Origin of the sequence: Marinobacter pelagius (assembly GCF_003315345.1) — a bacterium.
GTDB classification, from domain to species: Bacteria; Pseudomonadota; Gammaproteobacteria; order Pseudomonadales; family Oleiphilaceae; genus Marinobacter; species Marinobacter pelagius_A.
In genome coordinates this window covers 257634-273444 of sequence record NZ_QNRO01000001.1, presented here as the reverse complement: position 1 = coordinate 273444, position 15811 = coordinate 257634, and the positions used below count along the sequence as shown (strand labels likewise).

Sequence of the window (15811 nt, the reverse complement as noted above, 5' to 3'; positions counted from 1 at the left end):
TGGTTCGAACCTGCACAAATTCATTCCGTGAACTGTACGCAAAACAATCTACGGATGGGAGCAACAAACAGATTTACAATTTTTGACAACCGGACTTGCAGGACTGGAAGCTAACGCTCATCCGCCAGCATGCGAAGTGTTCGAGCAGTCAGCCGCCCGGCAAGCGGAGCGACGAAAATAACGAGCGGGAATGCCGAGCCCCAGGCCACGAGGAAGGCGGGGCCCCAGCGCTCCAGAAAGCCCTCGGTGAGCCCGGTGTTAATAAACGTGATGATTCCTGACATCATCAGGGACATGATGCCGGACATGTAGAACGCGAAGACAAACTGGCGAATACGGTTGAACTTTTGCTTGGACATGGAATCTCCATAACCCAGGGGCCCTGGCGAGCTTCTCCCAGCTCCATCCGTTCCAGCCCCTGATTCGTAATATCTGTAACAGGGACTGCATGTTAATGAGCATGCAATGTTTTTCCATAGGGCTTTACGCTGAGGCACCGTGATGAGTTCTCTTGCCTACCGGCCGGGCGCCATGATCAGGGCAACCGTGGTACTCCTGACCATGGCGTTACTCTCGGCCTGCAGCTCAACGCGCACGGCTTACCGGTACGCGGATTGGGGCGTCACCTGGTGGGTCGACGACTACGTAACCCTGACCAGCGAGCAGGAACAGCAACTGGCGAGGGACCTCGACAATCTCCGTCAGTGGCACTGCACGGCAGAACTGCCCCGCTATCGCCAATGGCTGCATGAATTGGTCCGGGATACCCGGTCTGGCGATCTGGGTCGTGCAAAGGTCAGCTACCACCAGCAGCGCCTGTTCGACTTCCTGCCCGGATTGCTTGAGCAGGCCGCGCCGGCCGCCACCGACCTGCTCGCCTCGCTCAGCGACGAGCAGGTCGCCGAACTTGCCAGGAACATGGCCAGGAACCATGGGGAGATGGAGGAGAAATTCCTGCTGGATTCGCCCGAGGCACGAGCCGAAGCCCGGGCTGAGCGGACCATTGAGCGTATCGAAAACTGGCTTGGCCCCCTGAACAATCGGCAACAGCAAATTGCCCGCGAGTGGTCGGAAAGCCGGGGCCGGCAGACCGAAATCTGGCTGGAGGGCCGCCGGAATTGGCAGCTGGCGCTGCTGGAAGCCCTGGAGGAGCGAGATTCACCGGAATTTGGGGAGCAAATCCGCTATCTGCTGATGAACTCGGAAGAAGTGCGCGGAGAGGCCTACAAGGAGATGATGACCGATAGCCGGGTGGCGATGGCGGATCTGATGTATGAGCTGATCGAGGCTGGCGCGCCTTCGCACCTGGCGCATTTGGAAGAGAGAGCGGTGGAGCTTCGGGGGGATTTCAGGGCGCTGACTTGTGAGTCGGCGTGAAGTTGGGGTCAGATGAAGGTTTTCATCAGACCCCGTTTCCAGGACCAAATTTCGAGGTTAAGCCCGTGGCACCGGGGTCTGATGAACTTGTTCATCTGACCCCGACTGCCCCCGCATCAAATGGTCAGGTAACCCCCATCGGCGTTAATACACGCCCCGGTGGTATAACTTGAAGCCCCGGACACCAGATACAGCACCGTCCCCGCCATCTCATCCGGATCCGCTACCCGCTTCATCGGGATATGCGCCATGGCCTGTTTCTTGATCGCCTCGTTGGTGGTCAAAGCGCTGGCAAACTTGGTGTCGGTCAGGCCCGGCAGCAGTGCGTTGACGCGAACGTTCTGCTGACCCAGCTCCATGGCGAAAGACTTGGTCATGGAAATCACCGCCGCTTTGGTAACCGAATAGATGCCCTGGAAATGGCCGGGGTTCACGCCGTTGACGGACGCCACGTTGACGATCGCGCCACCACCGTGTTTCTTCATCATCTGGGCACCGCGGGCGCACATGAAGAAGTAGCCGCGGATGTTCACATCGACGGTTTTCTGGAAGGCGCCGAGATCGGTGTCTTCCACCGGACCGAAATAAGGGTTGGCAGCGGCATTGTTGACCAGGATGTCCAGCTTGCCGTGTGCCTTGTCGATATGCTCCCAGATGGCCTCGATCTGATCCATCTCGCCGATGTGGCAGGCAACCGCCTCGGCACTGCCGCCTTCATCACGAATACTGCTGGCCACTTTCTCACAGCCATCAATCTTGCGGCTGCTGACAATGACGTGTGCTCCGTAATGGGCCAGGGTCCGGGCAACGCTTTCGCCAATACCGCGGCTGGCGCCGGTGACCAGGGCCACCTTACCGGCCAGATCGAACAGGTTCTTGGTACTCATGGATTTCCCCTAATGCGTTATCGGAATGTCACCAGGGCGGGATCTTCCGCCTCCAGGTGGCTGTAGTTGTTAAAGACGGCCAGGCTGCGGCGCGGGCCGGAATAGAGAATGCGGGAGACGCTGGTATTGGCGATGACGTTATTCACCGCCAGCGCTTTCTCATCGGAGAGCGCCAGCAAATGCTGGGCAATGACGGCAATCGGGCCGCCAGAAGTGGACACCAGCACATCGCCACCGTCGGCATAGCCGATCAGTTCGTCCAGCGCAGCAATGACTCGCGCCTGAAACGCACCCCAGCTCTCGGCGTATTCATGGTCATACTCGCCGCTGATCCAGCGCGCCATGGCCTCCTCGAACACCTGCTGGAACAACCGCGCAGGCTTGGGAAAGGCGGCCATATCGCGGGCCATTACATGACGATCCGCCCATTCCGGCTTAAGTCGCTCGACCACCTGCATATGGTCGAATTCGTTCAGCCCTTCAACCGCCTGCATATCCGGCAGCGCCTGGCCGAACCCGGAGGCGATGGCTTCAACGGTCTCCCGGTGGCGCTCCATGTTGCCGCCGAACACCGCGTTGGGCGTGACTTTGCCCGCCAGCCAGCGGCCAAGTACCTGCCCCTGCTCCCAACCCCTGGGCGACAGCTGGTCGTAGTTGTCCTTGCCGAAACTGGCTTGGCCGTGTCGGATCAGATAAATGGTCGCCATTACAGGGTGCTCTCGCTGATCAGCCGTTGGCAGCGCTTCTCCAGGTAATTGGCGGCGTGGCCGAAGGCGGCGAAACGTTTGTCCTTGGTCTGGCCGTGATAGAAGCGGTAGTAGATCTGCTGGATGATCACCGCCAGCCGGAACAGGCCGTAGATTTCGTAGAAGTCGAAGTTATCGGCACGAAAGCCCGATTTCTCCATGTAGTAATCGACAACTTCCTTGCGGATCAGCATGCCAGGCCGGTGCGTCGGCTGACGCCGAAGCATCTGGAACGGGCCTTCATCATCCGCCTCGATCCAGTAAGCCAGGCTGTTGCCCAGATCCATCAGCGGGTCGCCGATAGTGGCCATCTCCCAGTCCAGCACACCGATGACTTCAAAGGGGTTGTCCGGATTCAGTACCACGTTGTCGAAGCGGTAGTCGTTGTGAATGACCACCTGGGCAATATCTTCCGGCATCTTGTCGTTGAGCCAGCTCATCACCACCTCGAAATCTCCCACATCCTCGGTGCGGGTCTTGCGGAAGCGATCACTCCAGCCGCCAATCTGGCGCTGCACGTAACCGGCGCCCTTGCCCAACTTGTCCAGGCCAGCAGCCTGGGCGTCCACCCGGTGCAGATCCACCAGTTTGTCGATCACGTTCAGGCACAGCTTGCGGGTATCGGCCTCGCTCAGCTCGAAATCCTTCGGGAAATCCTGGCGCAGAATAATGCCCTTCAGGCGCTCCATAACGTAGAAATCACATCCCAGAACGTCATGATCGTCGCAGATGGCCACAATATTCGGCACGTACGGATAAACTGGCTTTAAAGCCTTCATGACCCGCGCTTCCCGGAGCATGTCATGGGCGGACTTGGCGATCTTGCCAAACGGCGGCCGGCGCAGCACATATGATTGATCACCGTAATCCACCTGATAGGTCAGGTTGGAGGCACCTCCGGGGTATTGCCTGATCGAGGGCTGGCCCTTCAGCCCGGGAATCGCCTGCTTCATGAACCGGTCGACGGCGCCGATATCCAGCTCCTCACCCTCACGGATATCCACCGCCTGATCGATCTGAGTCATTCAATTTCTCCTGTGGTCTGTTCCGGCCACTCAGGCGTTGGCCTTGCCGCCCATCTTGTTCATCCAGCGCTTGCTCTCCTGGTGCATCAGCCAGTCAAAAGCCCAGGGCGCGTGGCGCTTCAATACCCACATCCGGCGCTCTTTCGCATGAGGCAGCACCCAGAAACTCTTGTCCTTCACGCTCCGGACAATATCCTCGGCCACATCCTCGGCGGTGATGCTGGAACGCTTCATCAGCTTGTTAACGTTCTGCTGGATGCCGGGAATGTCCGAGCGCATGGTACTGGCCAGATTGGTCTGGAAGAACGCCGGGCACACACAGCTGACGTGGATGCCAGCGTCCCGCAGCTCCTGGCTGAGAGTCTCGGACAGGGCAATCACCCCGGCCTTGGAAACATTGTAGCTGTCCATCAACGGCGCAAGCATAAGCCCTGCCATGGAAGCGACGTTAACAAAAGCACCGGAGCCCTGCTTTTTGAACAACGGCGTGAAGGCCTTACAACCACGCACCACGCCCAGTACGTTGATATCCAGGATCCACTCCCAGTCCGCCATGGTGGTGTCTTCAATAGACCCTGCCGAGGCCACGCCAGCGTTGTTCACGACAACATCCACACCGCCCCACTTTTTCTCCAGGTCATCCCGAACTTTCTCGAAATCCGTCAGCCGGCGCACATCGCATTCGACAAAATAGCCTTCGCCGCCGTCCTTGTTGATCTCCTGCTCGACGGCCAAACCCTGCTCCGGGTTGATGTCACCGATACAGACTTTGGCGCCTTCTTTGGCGTAACGCAGCGCAATGGCGCGGCCGAGGCCCGAGGCCCCGCCGGTAATGAATACTCTCTGTGTCATCGTGGTTTTACCATTTTTTGTCCTAGTGAATTGTCCCAAACGTTAGTGCAAGAGCTGGTGCCGGATAGGCCTTTCCAAAACACGCTGTGAATACGTCCCTGTATGCTCTGCTCCGCCATCCATGGCTCCGCAAGGTTTTGGAAAGGCCTATCCGGCACCAGCTCCCAGTCTTTCGGGGGAATCACCACAAAGGCAACTCCAATGTACGTCGGAGTCAGCGGGATGGGGCGTCTGAAACTGTGCGGAGCCATGGATGGCGGAGCTCAAGCGTCACATGGACGTGCCGAAGGAGCGGGTTTCAGACGCCCCATCCCGCTGGCTCCAGCCCCAAGGTCAGGAGGCCTGCTGCTTATACTTCCGAAGCTCAAGCCGAGCCACCATAGCCCGGTGGACTTCATCCGGCCCATCCGCCAACCGCAATACCCGAGCATAGGCAAACAACTGGGTCAACGGGAAGTCATCATCACTGACACCCGCACCACCATGAATCTGAATGGCCTGATCGACAATGGTCTGCAACATCTGCGGCACCACCGCCTTGATCATGGAAACCTCCTGCAGCGCCCCCATGATGCCCTTGGTATCCAGTGCCCAGGCACACTTCAGGGTCAACAGACGCGCCTGCTCGATGGACATACGGGCATTGGCAATGATGTCCGGGTTACCGCCCAGCTTGGCTATAGGCCGCCCGAAAGCTTCCCTCGTGGTTGCCCGCTTGATCAGCAATTCCAGCGTACGCTCGGCCGCACCGATGGCCCGCATGCAATGGTGTACGCGCCCCGGCCCCAGACGGCCCTGGGCGATCTCGAACCCGCGACCCGGGCCGGCGATGATCACACTCTTGGGCAGGCGCACATTATCGAACAGGACCTCACCGTGGCCGTAGGGCTCATCGTAGGCGCCGAAGACTGGCAGCATACGCTCGATCTTGACCCCCGGAGTATCCAGCGGCACCAGCACCATGGAGTGCTGGCGATGCTTGTGGGCATCAGGATCCGTCAGCCCCATGAAGATGCCCACCTTGCAGTCCGGATGACCAATGCCGGTACTCCACCACTTGCGGCCGTTCAACACCACTTCGTCGCCCTCGACGATGGCAGTGGCTTCCATATTGGTGGCATCGGAGGACGCCACGGCCGGCTCGGTCATACAGAAGGCGGAGCGGATCTCACCACTCAGCAACCTGGGCAACCACTCGGCTTTCTGGTCTTCGGAGCCGTAGTGAATCAGCACTTCCATGTTGCCGGTATCCGGCGCGTTGCAGTTGAAGATTTCCGGGGCGATGAAACTCCGCCCGGTTTCCTCGGCAATCAGGGCATAGTCGGAGTTGAGCAGGCCGCAGCCGTATTTGTCGTCCGGGAAGAACATGTTCCACAGACCCTGGGCCTTCGCCTTCTCCTTCAACTCCTTGATGATCGGTAGCACCACCCAGCGGTTTTCCCGAGACATCAGTTCCCGGTGGTACTGTTCTTCGATCGGAAAGATCTCATCCTTCATGAACTGCTTCACGCGGTTGAGATAATCCTGACCTTTTTCGGAGATGTTGAAGTCCATTGCCTGTCCTCACTGATTCTGAAAGCCGGCGCTCGTAGCGCTTATTGAGCCCAGTCTAGGCAGGACCAAGGTATTAGGCGACTGAATTATTCTAATCCTTTATCATTATCCCGACTTATTCAGAACAACGGATCTAGATCATGGCCCTGAATCGCCTGGACCTGAACCTGCTGCATGTATTCGACACCATTTACCGGGAAGGTAGCCTGACCCGGGCCGCCAAGGCCCTGCATCTTACCCAGCCCGCGGTGAGTCATTCCCTGTCCCGATTGCGGGATCACTTCGACGATCCGCTGTTCACCCGCCAAGGCAACCAGATGATCCCCACGCCCCTGGCCCGCCGGTTCCTGGAATCGATGCGACCGGGGCTCACCCAGATCCAGAGTGCGGTGAACCAGTTCCATGCCTTCGACCCGGCCAACCAGCGCAAGACCTACTCCCTGGGATTGAGGGACGTACTTGAGTCCACGTTTCTCCCCCAGTTGATGCAGCGGCTGGATGCCTACCCCGAGCTGGAGATCGTTTCCCGCCGCATTGCCCGGCGCGAGATGGAAACACAGCTGGCCGCCGGCAAACTGGATTTTGCGGTGGATGTACTCTTGCCAGTTAGCAGTCAGACCGGCCACGAACTGATGCGCAGGGATCGACTGGTAGTTCTCGCTCGCAAGGACCACCCCATTGCCGGCGACAGACTGACCATGGAAGGCTATCTCGCGGCCCGGCACGTGCTCGTTTCGTCCCGCACGGAGGGACCGGGCATCGAGGATTTTGAGCTTTCGCGCCTGGGAGTGCACCGGAACATACGCCTGCGGTGTCAGCATTACTTCGCCGCCTGCCGGGTGGTTGAAGGTACCGACCTGCTGCTGACCATGCCGGAAACCTATGCCCGCATTATTGCGGAGAACTCGTCTCTCGTTCTCATGGATCCACCAGCTGACCTACCCTCTCTTGATGTGCATCTTTATTGGCACAAGGCTTATGAGAAGGAACCGGCTTTAGTTTGGTTGAAGGAGCAACTTCGGAGCGTAAGCTAAGCCAGGGTGAGTTAAGGAGGGGTCAGATGAAGGCTTTCATCTGACCCCTTCTTCAAAAACTCAATAAGCCCCCACCGCCGTCAGGAACCCGAAAAAGCCGGCAGCAGTGATCCCCAGGGACGCCACCACAATCCCCAGTCCCCACCAGACGGCTGCCGCATCGGAGATATTTACCCCATGCCCGCGCAAGGTGCGGTAAAAGGCCCAGGGGCCAAGCACGAATGCGCCGGCCACGGCGAACACCAGCCCGACGCTGATACCGGCAAAGGTCCAGGTGGCCAGGACGGTGGCGCGGTCGGAAACCTGGTCGGTCACGCCATGATGCTCCAGGAACTTCTTGCAGAAGAACCAGATGAGCCCGAACAGGGCGGCGACAAAGACCAGCGCGCCGATGATGGTGATGATGCGATAGAGCAATTTCGTGTCCTTTCAGGTTCGGTGAAGTCTCGGCTCAGGCAGGATACTCGGGTTCCGGCAGGCACTCAAAACCCGGTTTGGCGAACAGGAACCCCTGGAACAGAGTGATGCCCTGGGAACGCAGCCAGAAGTACTCTTCCTTGGTTTCCACCCCTTCGGCGATGATTCGACCACCCAGGCGCTCCATCATGGCAATGATTCCTGCAATGACCGCCTGCTTGTTCGGCTCGGCGTTGATGTTGCGGACCAGCCCCATGTCCAGCTTCAGCAGGTCCGGGGGGCTTGCCATCATGATGTTATACCGGGAGTAGCCAGCCCCGAAATCGTCGATCGCGGTACTGAATCCCATTTCCTGGTAGGCCTCGATGATCGACACCAGGTGCTGGACGGAGGACAGGTTTTCGTTTTCGGTCAGCTCGAAGATGATCTTGCTGGTGTCGAAATTGTAGGTCTTGGCCGCCGCCAGCGTTGTCCGGATGCAATATTCCGCCTGGTAAACCGCATTGGGCATGAAATTGATGCTGAGCATCGAGTCCATGCCCAGACGGGAGGCAAGTTTGACCGCCTTGACACGGCATACCTGGTCAAAGGCATACCGATTCTGGTCGTTGACCCTGGAAAGCACATGGTGCGCCCCCTGGCCTTCGGTTCCCCGGACCAGGGCTTCGTGGGCGAAAACCGAGCGGTTGACGACATCGACGATTGGCTGGAAGGCAAAGCTGAACGAAAAGTCCAGACCTTCTCCGCAGGCGCATTGACCGCAATGGGACGCGTCAAAGAGAACTTCAGGTCGCTCCACATCTACTCCTGGTTTCTCAGTACAGGCGACGGCCGCATGTCTGTTGAACATACTTCTCCAAACTATAGTTGTTGGCTTTCCGTTGGTAAAACCACGTACGCATTCGCCGGGGACATCCGGTGGCATCCCCGGAACGGGTGACTACACTGACTTTTGTACTTATACGCGTCTTTTATCAAAAGGAGTCTCCAGAATGGTCCAATCTACACGTATTGCCGTTACACCGGGCGACGGCATCGGTCCGGAAGTGGTAGCGGAGGCAGTACGTTGCCTTGAAACCCTGCGCGCCAAGCATGGTCTGGCGCTGGAGTGGACCCGCTTCCCCTGGCCATCCCATGCCTGGCATGAGGAGAACGGAGAATCATGGCCTTCGGATGCACTGGAGCAACTGAAACAGTACGACGCCATCCTGCTTGGCGCCCTGGGTGATCCGGGCCCGGTGGATGATCCTGACCGCTACCTGCTGCCGGACAGCATTTCCCTGGCCCCCCTTCTGGATATGCGCAAAGGCTTCGATCAGTGGGTATGTGAACGCCCTGCCCGCCTCCTCGATGGCGCTCGACAGTACCTGGCTGACGAGCGGGCCAAGGATATCGACATGCTAGTGATTCGGGAGAACAGTGAGGGCGAGTATGTCAGCCAGGGTGGCCGCCTGCGTCAGGGCACGCCGGATGAAGTGGCCACCCAGATGGAGGTTTTCACCCGCAAGGCCACCGACCGGATCATCCGTTACGGTTTCGAGCAGGCCCGGAGACGGGCGGAAGATCGGGTCAGGGATGGCCGTACCCGCAGCTTCCGGACCCTCGATGGCCGCACCTGCGAGAGCCAGGTGTGCCTGGTGACCAAGCGCAATGCGCTGCGTTACTGGGGGGATATGTACACCGAAGCCTTCGAGGCGATCAGCAAGGAATACCCGGATGTTGCCACCCATCACGAACTGGTGGACGCCGCCTGCATGAAGTTTGTCCAGGCCCCCTGGGCATTCGATGTCGTCGTTGCCAGCAACCTCCAGGGCGACATCCTCACCGACCTGGCTGCGGTTCTGTCCGGGGGTATGGGGGTGGCGCCGTCCTGCAACCTGAATCCCACCGACAGCAACATGCCGTCCATGTTCGAGCCGACCCACGGCAGCGCTCCGGACATCGCAGGACAGGGCCTGGCGGATCCCACCGCCATGCTGTTCACCACGGCCCGCATGCTGGAATGGCTGGGCCGGAAGGACCCGACCCTGGCTGCAGCCGGCAAGGAACTGTTCGATGCCGTTGCCGCCGATCTGGCCCAGAATGCTGGGCCCCAGCGCGGCACCCACGAAATAGGCCAGGCCATTTGTAAACGTCTGGAGGCCTGACTAGTCTGCAAAAGAGGTATTCCACTCACTTCTGGAGGTGCACTGTGACCGAGCACAAAGGCAAGTTATCCCCCCTGCTCAAGCAGGCCACCGGCATCACTGCCGCCAAGGGCGAAGGCGCCTACATTATTGATCCGGATGGCAAGCGCTACCTGGATTTCACGTCCGGAATCGGGGTAACCAGTACCGGTCACTGCCACCCGAAGGTTGTGGAGGCAGCCCAGAAACAGGTAGCGACCATGATCCATGCCCAGGCCACCACGGTGATGAACCCCAGGCTGCCGGAACTGGCCGAGAAGCTCGGTGAACTGACGCCGGATCCCCTGAACGCCTTCTTCTTTTCCAATGCCGGGACAGAAGTGGCCGAGGGTGCCATCCGGCTGGTGCGACAGGTTACGGGGCGTCCGAACATCATCGTGTTCCATGGTGGCTTCCACGGCCGGACAATGGGGTCGCTTTCCCTGACCACCTCCAGTGTCGGCCTGAGGGCCGGCGTGAGTCCGATGATGGGTGGCGTGGTGGTCGCCCCCTTCCCCCATGCTTTCCACTATGGCTGGAGCATCGAAGAGGCCACGGATTTCTGCCTGAAGGAACTGGACCGGATCTTTGTGACCTATTCAGCCCCGAAGGAAACCGCCGCCATGCTGATCGAGCCGGTTCAGGGGGAAGGCGGCTACGTGCCCGCCAATGCCCGCTTCATGCAGGGCCTGCGGGAGCGCTGCGACAAGCATGGCATCATGCTGGTGTTTGATGAGGTCCAGGCCGGCTTCGGCCGCAGCGGCAAGTTCTGGGCCCATGAACATTTTGGTGTCACACCGGATGCGATCATGATCGCCAAGGGCCTGGCCAGCGGCTTCCCGATCTCGGCCCTCGCCGCTTCCGAGGAAACCATGGCCAAGGGCTGGCCCGGATCCCAGGGTGGCACCTATGGCGGTAATGCCGTATCTGCGGCTGCGGCGATCGCCACCATCGATGTGATCAAGGAAGAAGGCCTGGTCGAGAATGCGGCGAAGATGGGTCAGCGCCTCTGGGACAACCTGCACGCTCTGAAGAAGGACTATCCCGAGATGGCGGACATCCGGGGCAAGGGCCTGATGGTGGGCGTGGAGATGCGTCGTGGCGACTGCCCGGATGGCGCGCGCGCCGGCAACCTGCTCAAGGAATGCGAGAAACGCGGACTGCTGATGCTGCGCTGCGGGCCCTACCACGAGATCGTGCGCTGGCTGCCGCCGCTGATTGTCAATCAGCAGCAGATCGACGAGGCGACGGGGATTTTCGACGAGGCGTTAAAGGCGACGGCCTGAAATTTGAAGCCAGACCTAAGACGGGGTCAGATGAAAGCTTTCATCTGACCCCATTTTTATTTCCGAAGCCTGAGTATGAACCCCGGGGTCAGAAGAACGCTTTCTTCTGACCCCTTTTTCAACTTTATAGATAGACCCAAGACGGGGTCAGATGAAGGCTTTCATCTGACCCCATGTTAGTGCCCCTACTTTCATTCGTTATCCATCACGAATTCCAGGCGCCCTGGCGCCACCCGCACATCCATCGGCACCATTCCGAACATCCGCTGGGCAAAGTCGGCCTCATCCAGGCGATAAACCGGCATGGTTTCCAGCATCTGGGCTACCACGCGCATCACGGTGTCGGTCACCGGCGCCAGGTCACCCTTGAAGAAGGGGGAGTCGATACTGCTTTCCAGCAGTTGCAGGCGCCGGATATAAACGGCTTTTTCCTGACTGTCATAGTAAGGTGCCCCTTCCACTTTCAGGGCGATGTCCACAGGCAGTTTTGCCATCAGGGCATTCAGGGCCACCTGACCGCGCACGTCAATCACCGCCACATCCCGCCCATCCGGGCCCAGGGTGATGTCAGCGTCATCGAGGCTCAGACTGAGCGGGGAGCCACTCTGAAGCTGCTTGCGGTCATACTCCGCCACCACGTCTTTCAGATGACTCTCCAGCTCCCCCTCGGAAATAGCGTAGGGGGAGATGCTGGCACAGCCACTGGAAAGCAGCGCTACAACGGCCAGAATGGCCCACAGGGCGCGGTTGGGTAATGTTTTCATCAATGGTTCCTCCGAAAGATGCTCTTATCCTGCGCCACGGGGCAGGATCGGGCAACTGCGGGATGTTACAGATTGGTCAGGATAACCCGGACTTACTCATTTTCGGCCCGAGCTTCAACGTGCGGCGTGAGGTTTTCGTCAATGGTCACATGCAGCAGGATTGGCTGGCAGCAAACCTGGCAGTCCTCCACATACTCCTGCTCCGCCACTGACGGGTCGACGCTGATGTCCAGCGTCTCCCAGCAGTAGGGACATTGGATGAGCACAGACTCCAGGGCAGACACGCAGGCTCCTTACAGTTGCTGCTTCGCCATCCAGGGGATGATCCGGTCAAAGGCTTCTTCGAGCCGTTCGCAGGTGGTGGAGAAACTGATGCGCAGCGCGTTCGTACACTCCTCCCCGAAGGCATCCCCCGGGACCACGCAGACTCCCGTTTCCTTGAGCATCCGAAGCGCCAGATCCGAGCCATCCACATGGGGTGGCAGGTCCGGGAAGGCAAAGAATGCGCCCCCTGGCTTGTAACCGGTCATGTAGGGCGTCTGATCGATCAGTTCCACCACCTTGTCCCGACGCTCACGGTAGATATCCACCATGTCCTTCACGCACTGCTGGTCGCCGGTCAGGGCCGCCACACCGGCGAACTGGGCCGGGGTATTGGCCACCGAGGTGGTGAACATGTGATACCGGCGCAGCGACTTGATCGCCGCCTGACTGGAGATCACCCAGCCAACCCGCAGTCCGGCCATGCTGTAGGTCTTGGAGAAACTGCTGATGCACATGATGTTGTCCAGGTCCATGGAGCAGTTGAGGACACTGGCAAAATCGTCGTCATCGAAGATCAGGTGGTCATACACCTCATCGGCGTAGACCTGGATGCCCCGGTAGGCGCACTCCTCCAGGATAGTTTCCACGGTGCTGCGCGGATAAACCGCCCCGGTCGGGTTGTTCGGATTGTTCAGAACCAGCGCAAAAGTCCGCGAACCCATGGCCCGGATCACGTCATCCGGATCCAGCTGGTGATTGTTCTCGGCCCGGGTGGGCACATACTTCACCTCACCACCGTTCATGCGGATAAGCGGAGCGTACAGCAGGAACGACGGGTCCGTGACAATGAACTGGCGGCCCGGAGCCGAGGTGGCGGACAACGCCAGGTACATGGCCTCGGTGGCGCCACTGGTAATCAGGATATTGTCCCGGGTGAGTTTCCGGTTGTAACGGCGACCGTAATAGTCTCGCAGTGCCACCAACAGCTCCGGCAGGCCCGCATCCATGGTATAGCCGGTCTGGCCCGCATTGAGGGCGTCAACATAGGCATCGATGATGTGCTTGGGCGTTGGCAGATCCGGCTGGCCGATGGACAGGTGGATCACGTCCTTCATGCTCGAAGCCATATTCACCAGACGACGAATACCGGATACCGGAATCGCCTGCATGGCAGGGTTCCAACTGGCCTTCGCCTTACGATACTTGATCTTGCGCGGCTTGGCCTGGCCGGTTTCGCGGTTGGGAGCTTCTGCCATAAATACCTCCTCGGGACGGGAAAAGACCTACCTCTGCAGGTTAGTCAGTAAAAACAGGCGGTACAAGACAAAAACCAACAAAGATGGGATAAGTAAAAATACGGCCCCGGGGTCAGATGAACGCCTTCATCTGCCCCCTTCTTGGCGACTAACTCCAGGTAGGGAATTCCGGGGTCAGAAGAAGGCTTTCTTCAGACCCCTGACTTGTCGCTTCCGGCCATCCCCCAGGGGTCTGATGCAACCCCCAGGGGTCTGATGAACACTTTCATCTGACCCCATCTTGACGAACACCCCAAGGTTGACCCCACTGCAAGCTCAAATCAGACTGTAGGAAGCGGTACACCCAACCCACCGCGGCAATTTCATTGTTCACCGATAACGAGGCGGAGGCCCAATGACTCAGCAAAGCAAACCGGTTGTAACCGTTTTGACAGCCCCTGGCGAACAGCAGCCACCGGGAATGGATGCGCTAAAAGCCCGGGCCGAGGTCCGGTTTGCCTGTGATGAACAGACGCTGAGAGATACCCTGCCCGGTACCGATGTGATGATGGTGACTGATTTCAGGACCGAGGCCCTTGAAGCCGCCTGGCCCTGTGCCGACAAACTCCAGTGGATTCACGCCACCAGTGCCGGCGTCGATGCCCTGATGTTTCCCGGCCTGATCGAAAGCGACGTGGTCGTCACCAACGCCCGGGGCATCTTCGACCGGACCATTGCCGAGTATGTGCTTTGCACCATCCTGATGTTCGCCAAGGACTTCCCGAATTCCATCCGCCTCCAGCACCGGCATGAATGGAAACACCGGGATACCGAGCGGGCCGAGGGCAAACAGGTGCTGGTGGTTGGTGCCGGCTCCATCGGCCGCCAGATCGGCCGGCTGGTCCGCGCGGCGGGGCTCCAGCCTCATGGCATCGCCCGTACCCCACGCCACGACGATCCGGATTTCGTGGCGGTACATGGCAACGATGACCTGTTCAACCAGCTGCCCCACTATGATTTTGTGGTCATTGCCGCTCCCCTCACTCCCCAGACCGAAGGCCTGTTCGACCACAAGGCATTCAAGGCCATGCGCAACAGCGCCCGGCTCATCAACATCGGCCGCGGCCCCATCGTGAAAACCGATGATCTGATCGTTGCCCTGGAAGAAGGAGAAATCGCCGGCGCTGGCCTTGATGTCTTCGAAGAGGAGCCTCTGCCCAAGGGCCATCCACTCTGGGATATGGAAAACGTCATCATGACCGCCCACATGGCCGGCGATTTCATCGGCTGGAAGCGGGCCCTGACCGACCAGTTCCTGGAGAACTTCGACCTGTGGCACAAGGGCCGTGACCTGTTCAACCTGGTGGACAAAAGGCTCGGGTACGCCGGCAGCAAATAACGCCGGCAGCTGCGGGATTGCAGGCCGTAGAAACAAAAACGGGAGCCCGAGGGCTCCCGTTTTTCAGGTCAAATCCGGGGTCAGATGAAAGCTTTTATCTGACCCCAACTTCAATCAACCACCCGAAAGCGACTGGTCTGAAGGATCGATCTCCATCTGCTGGATCGCGATCACTGCCTGGGTCCGGTTACGAACCCCCAGCTTCCGGAATACCGCCGTGATATGGGCCTTGATAGTGGCCTCCGACACATCCAGATCGTAGGCGATCTGTTTGTTCAGAAGCCCCTCGGCCAGCATACCCAGCACCCGGAACTGCTGCGGCGTCAGGGACGCCAGACGCTCGGAGAAATCCGTCGATTCGGACTGCATCCGTTCGATCTTCTCTGCCACACCCTCCGGCAGCCAGACATCCCCTTCCAGGACCGCCTGAATCGCCTCGGTAATGGTCGGCAGCGGCGCCGACTTCGGAATGAAGCCGGACGCTCCGTAGTCGATCGAACGGCGCATCACCTGCAGCTCCTCAGATCCTGACACAACCACCACCGGCAAGCCCGGGTACTGCCCGCGCATGAACACGAGCCCGGAGAAGCCGTGGGCACCCGGCATGTTCAGGTCCAGCAGAACCAGATCCGCGTCCGGGTGCGACTCTACCGCCGCCTGCAGTGACTTGATGCTGTCGACTTCAACCGTCTTGGCATCCGGCACCGCCTGACTGACCGCCTGCTTCAATGCTGCTCGGAACAGCGGGTGATCATCAGCGACGATAATTGTTTGTGTCATTCAACAGATTCCTCACAGGTTATTGG

The 15811-nt window shown here is 59.2% G+C and carries 17 protein-coding genes; 5 read left to right on the top strand and 12 right to left on the bottom strand.

The genetic code is table 11. The features are described from left to right. Nucleotides 1–110: 110 nt before the first annotated feature. Nucleotides 111–359 carry a DUF2798 domain-containing protein gene (locus DET50_RS01305; protein ID WP_113861082.1) on the bottom strand — a complete coding sequence of 83 codons (249 nt, stop codon included), beginning with the start codon at nucleotides 357–359 and terminating at the stop codon, nucleotides 111–113. Nucleotides 360–501: 142 nt separating this feature from the next. Here DET50_RS01305 and DET50_RS01300 point away from each other — a divergent pair, with 142 nt between their 5' ends. Beyond that, on the top strand, nucleotides 502–1377 hold the full coding sequence (locus DET50_RS01300; RefSeq protein ID WP_258546016.1) for a DUF6279 family lipoprotein: 876 nt from the start codon (nucleotides 502–504) through the stop codon (nucleotides 1375–1377). 116 nt (nucleotides 1378–1493) lie between these two features. Here the strand turns inward: DET50_RS01300 and DET50_RS01295 are convergent, their stop codons facing one another. The 5 genes from DET50_RS01295 to DET50_RS01275 all read right to left on the bottom strand — a co-directional run bounded on the left by DET50_RS01295 (nucleotide 1494) and on the right by DET50_RS01275 (nucleotide 6441). Continuing rightward, nucleotides 1494–2264, bottom strand: coding sequence for an SDR family oxidoreductase (locus DET50_RS01295; RefSeq protein WP_113861081.1), 771 nt, complete (start codon nucleotides 2262–2264; stop codon nucleotides 1494–1496). A 17-nt stretch (nucleotides 2265–2281) separates the two neighbouring features. Beyond that, nucleotides 2282–2971 (bottom strand): histidine phosphatase family protein, encoded by a 690-nt coding sequence (locus DET50_RS01290; RefSeq protein WP_113861080.1) that lies wholly within the window; start codon nucleotides 2969–2971, stop codon nucleotides 2282–2284. After that, nucleotides 2971–4035: a phosphotransferase family protein gene (locus DET50_RS01285; protein ID WP_113861079.1), complete on the bottom strand. Its 1065-nt coding sequence runs from the start codon at nucleotides 4033–4035 to the stop codon at nucleotides 2971–2973. The genes DET50_RS01290 and DET50_RS01285 overlap by 1 nt, the downstream gene beginning before the upstream one ends. A 30-nt stretch (nucleotides 4036–4065) precedes the next feature. Next, nucleotides 4066–4887 (bottom strand): SDR family oxidoreductase, encoded by an 822-nt coding sequence (locus tag DET50_RS01280; protein ID WP_113861078.1) that lies wholly within the window; start codon nucleotides 4885–4887, stop codon nucleotides 4066–4068. Between the two features lie 333 nt (nucleotides 4888–5220). Continuing rightward, nucleotides 5221–6441: an acyl-CoA dehydrogenase family protein gene (locus tag DET50_RS01275; protein WP_113861077.1), complete on the bottom strand. Its 1221-nt coding sequence runs from the start codon at nucleotides 6439–6441 to the stop codon at nucleotides 5221–5223. A gap of 140 nt (nucleotides 6442–6581) precedes the next feature. Between DET50_RS01275 and DET50_RS01270 the strand changes: the two genes are divergently transcribed. After that, nucleotides 6582–7475, top strand: coding sequence for a LysR family transcriptional regulator (locus DET50_RS01270; protein ID WP_113861076.1), 894 nt, complete (start codon nucleotides 6582–6584; stop codon nucleotides 7473–7475). Between the two features lie 60 nt (nucleotides 7476–7535). On the opposite strand, the gene DET50_RS01265 is transcribed toward DET50_RS01270, so the two are convergent. Then, entirely contained in the window at nucleotides 7536–7892 is a 357-nt protein-coding gene (locus DET50_RS01265; RefSeq protein WP_181799904.1) for a hypothetical protein, read from the bottom strand. Between the two features lie 34 nt (nucleotides 7893–7926). Continuing rightward, entirely contained in the window at nucleotides 7927–8691 is a 765-nt protein-coding gene (locus DET50_RS01260; protein ID WP_181799903.1) for an EAL domain-containing protein, read from the bottom strand. Between the two features lie 193 nt (nucleotides 8692–8884). On the opposite strand from DET50_RS01260, the gene DET50_RS01255 reads away from it, so the two are divergent. Both DET50_RS01255 and DET50_RS01250 read left to right on the top strand, forming a co-directional pair. Beyond that, nucleotides 8885–10039 (top strand): isocitrate/isopropylmalate dehydrogenase family protein, encoded by a 1155-nt coding sequence (locus DET50_RS01255; RefSeq protein WP_113861075.1) that lies wholly within the window; start codon nucleotides 8885–8887, stop codon nucleotides 10037–10039. Nucleotides 10040–10083: 44 nt separating this feature from the next. Then, complete coding sequence (locus tag DET50_RS01250) at nucleotides 10084–11343, top strand: aspartate aminotransferase family protein (RefSeq protein WP_113861074.1); 1260 nt, start codon at nucleotides 10084–10086, stop codon at nucleotides 11341–11343. Between the two features lie 191 nt (nucleotides 11344–11534). Here DET50_RS01250 and DET50_RS01245 read toward each other — a convergent pair whose 3' ends face one another. The 3 genes from DET50_RS01245 to DET50_RS01235 all read right to left on the bottom strand — a co-directional run bounded on the left by DET50_RS01245 (nucleotide 11535) and on the right by DET50_RS01235 (nucleotide 13627). Continuing rightward, entirely contained in the window at nucleotides 11535–12107 is a 573-nt protein-coding gene (locus DET50_RS01245) for a YceB family lipoprotein (RefSeq protein WP_113861073.1), read from the bottom strand. Between the two features lie 92 nt (nucleotides 12108–12199). After that, complete coding sequence (locus DET50_RS01240; RefSeq protein WP_092004739.1) at nucleotides 12200–12391, bottom strand: CPXCG motif-containing cysteine-rich protein; 192 nt, start codon at nucleotides 12389–12391, stop codon at nucleotides 12200–12202. Between the two features lie 9 nt (nucleotides 12392–12400). Then, nucleotides 12401–13627 (bottom strand): pyridoxal phosphate-dependent aminotransferase, encoded by a 1227-nt coding sequence (locus DET50_RS01235; RefSeq protein WP_113861072.1) that lies wholly within the window; start codon nucleotides 13625–13627, stop codon nucleotides 12401–12403. A 394-nt stretch (nucleotides 13628–14021) separates the two neighbouring features. On the opposite strand from DET50_RS01235, the gene DET50_RS01230 reads away from it, so the two are divergent. Next, nucleotides 14022–15005, top strand: a complete 984-nt coding sequence (locus DET50_RS01230) for a D-2-hydroxyacid dehydrogenase (RefSeq protein ID WP_113861071.1) — start codon at nucleotides 14022–14024, stop codon at nucleotides 15003–15005. Nucleotides 15006–15119: 114 nt separating this feature from the next. Here DET50_RS01230 and DET50_RS01225 read toward each other — a convergent pair whose 3' ends face one another. Beyond that, a complete protein-coding gene (locus DET50_RS01225) occupies nucleotides 15120–15785 on the bottom strand; it encodes a LuxR C-terminal-related transcriptional regulator (RefSeq protein ID WP_113861070.1) in 666 nt (221 codons plus the stop codon). Nucleotides 15786–15811 lie beyond the last annotated feature (26 nt).

What these genes read in the sequence shown, in the direction of transcription:
- DET50_RS01255 (WP_113861075.1), top strand. Translation starts at nt 8,885, where the DNA reads ATGGTCCAATCTACACGTATTGCCGTTACACCGGGCGACGGCATCGGT.
- DET50_RS01285 (WP_113861079.1), bottom strand. Translation starts at nt 4,035, where the DNA reads ATGACTCAGATCGATCAGGCGGTGGATATCCGTGAGGGTGAGGAGCTG.
- DET50_RS01230 (WP_113861071.1), top strand. Translation starts at nt 14,022, where the DNA reads ATGACTCAGCAAAGCAAACCGGTTGTAACCGTTTTGACAGCCCCTGGC.
- DET50_RS01275 (WP_113861077.1), bottom strand. Translation starts at nt 6,441, where the DNA reads ATGGACTTCAACATCTCCGAAAAAGGTCAGGATTATCTCAACCGCGTG.
- DET50_RS01305 (WP_113861082.1), bottom strand. Translation starts at nt 359, where the DNA reads ATGTCCAAGCAAAAGTTCAACCGTATTCGCCAGTTTGTCTTCGCGTTC.
- DET50_RS01235 (WP_113861072.1), bottom strand. Translation starts at nt 13,627, where the DNA reads ATGGCAGAAGCTCCCAACCGCGAAACCGGCCAGGCCAAGCCGCGCAAG.
- DET50_RS01280 (WP_113861078.1), bottom strand. Translation starts at nt 4,887, where the DNA reads ATGACACAGAGAGTATTCATTACCGGCGGGGCCTCGGGCCTCGGCCGC.
- DET50_RS01300 (WP_258546016.1), top strand. Translation starts at nt 502, where the DNA reads ATGAGTTCTCTTGCCTACCGGCCGGGCGCCATGATCAGGGCAACCGTG.
- DET50_RS01290 (WP_113861080.1), bottom strand. Translation starts at nt 2,971, where the DNA reads ATGGCGACCATTTATCTGATCCGACACGGCCAAGCCAGTTTCGGCAAG.
- DET50_RS01270 (WP_113861076.1), top strand. Translation starts at nt 6,582, where the DNA reads ATGGCCCTGAATCGCCTGGACCTGAACCTGCTGCATGTATTCGACACC.
- DET50_RS01295 (WP_113861081.1), bottom strand. Translation starts at nt 2,264, where the DNA reads ATGAGTACCAAGAACCTGTTCGATCTGGCCGGTAAGGTGGCCCTGGTC.
- DET50_RS01245 (WP_113861073.1), bottom strand. Translation starts at nt 12,107, where the DNA reads ATGAAAACATTACCCAACCGCGCCCTGTGGGCCATTCTGGCCGTTGTA.
- DET50_RS01225 (WP_113861070.1), bottom strand. Translation starts at nt 15,785, where the DNA reads ATGACACAAACAATTATCGTCGCTGATGATCACCCGCTGTTCCGAGCA.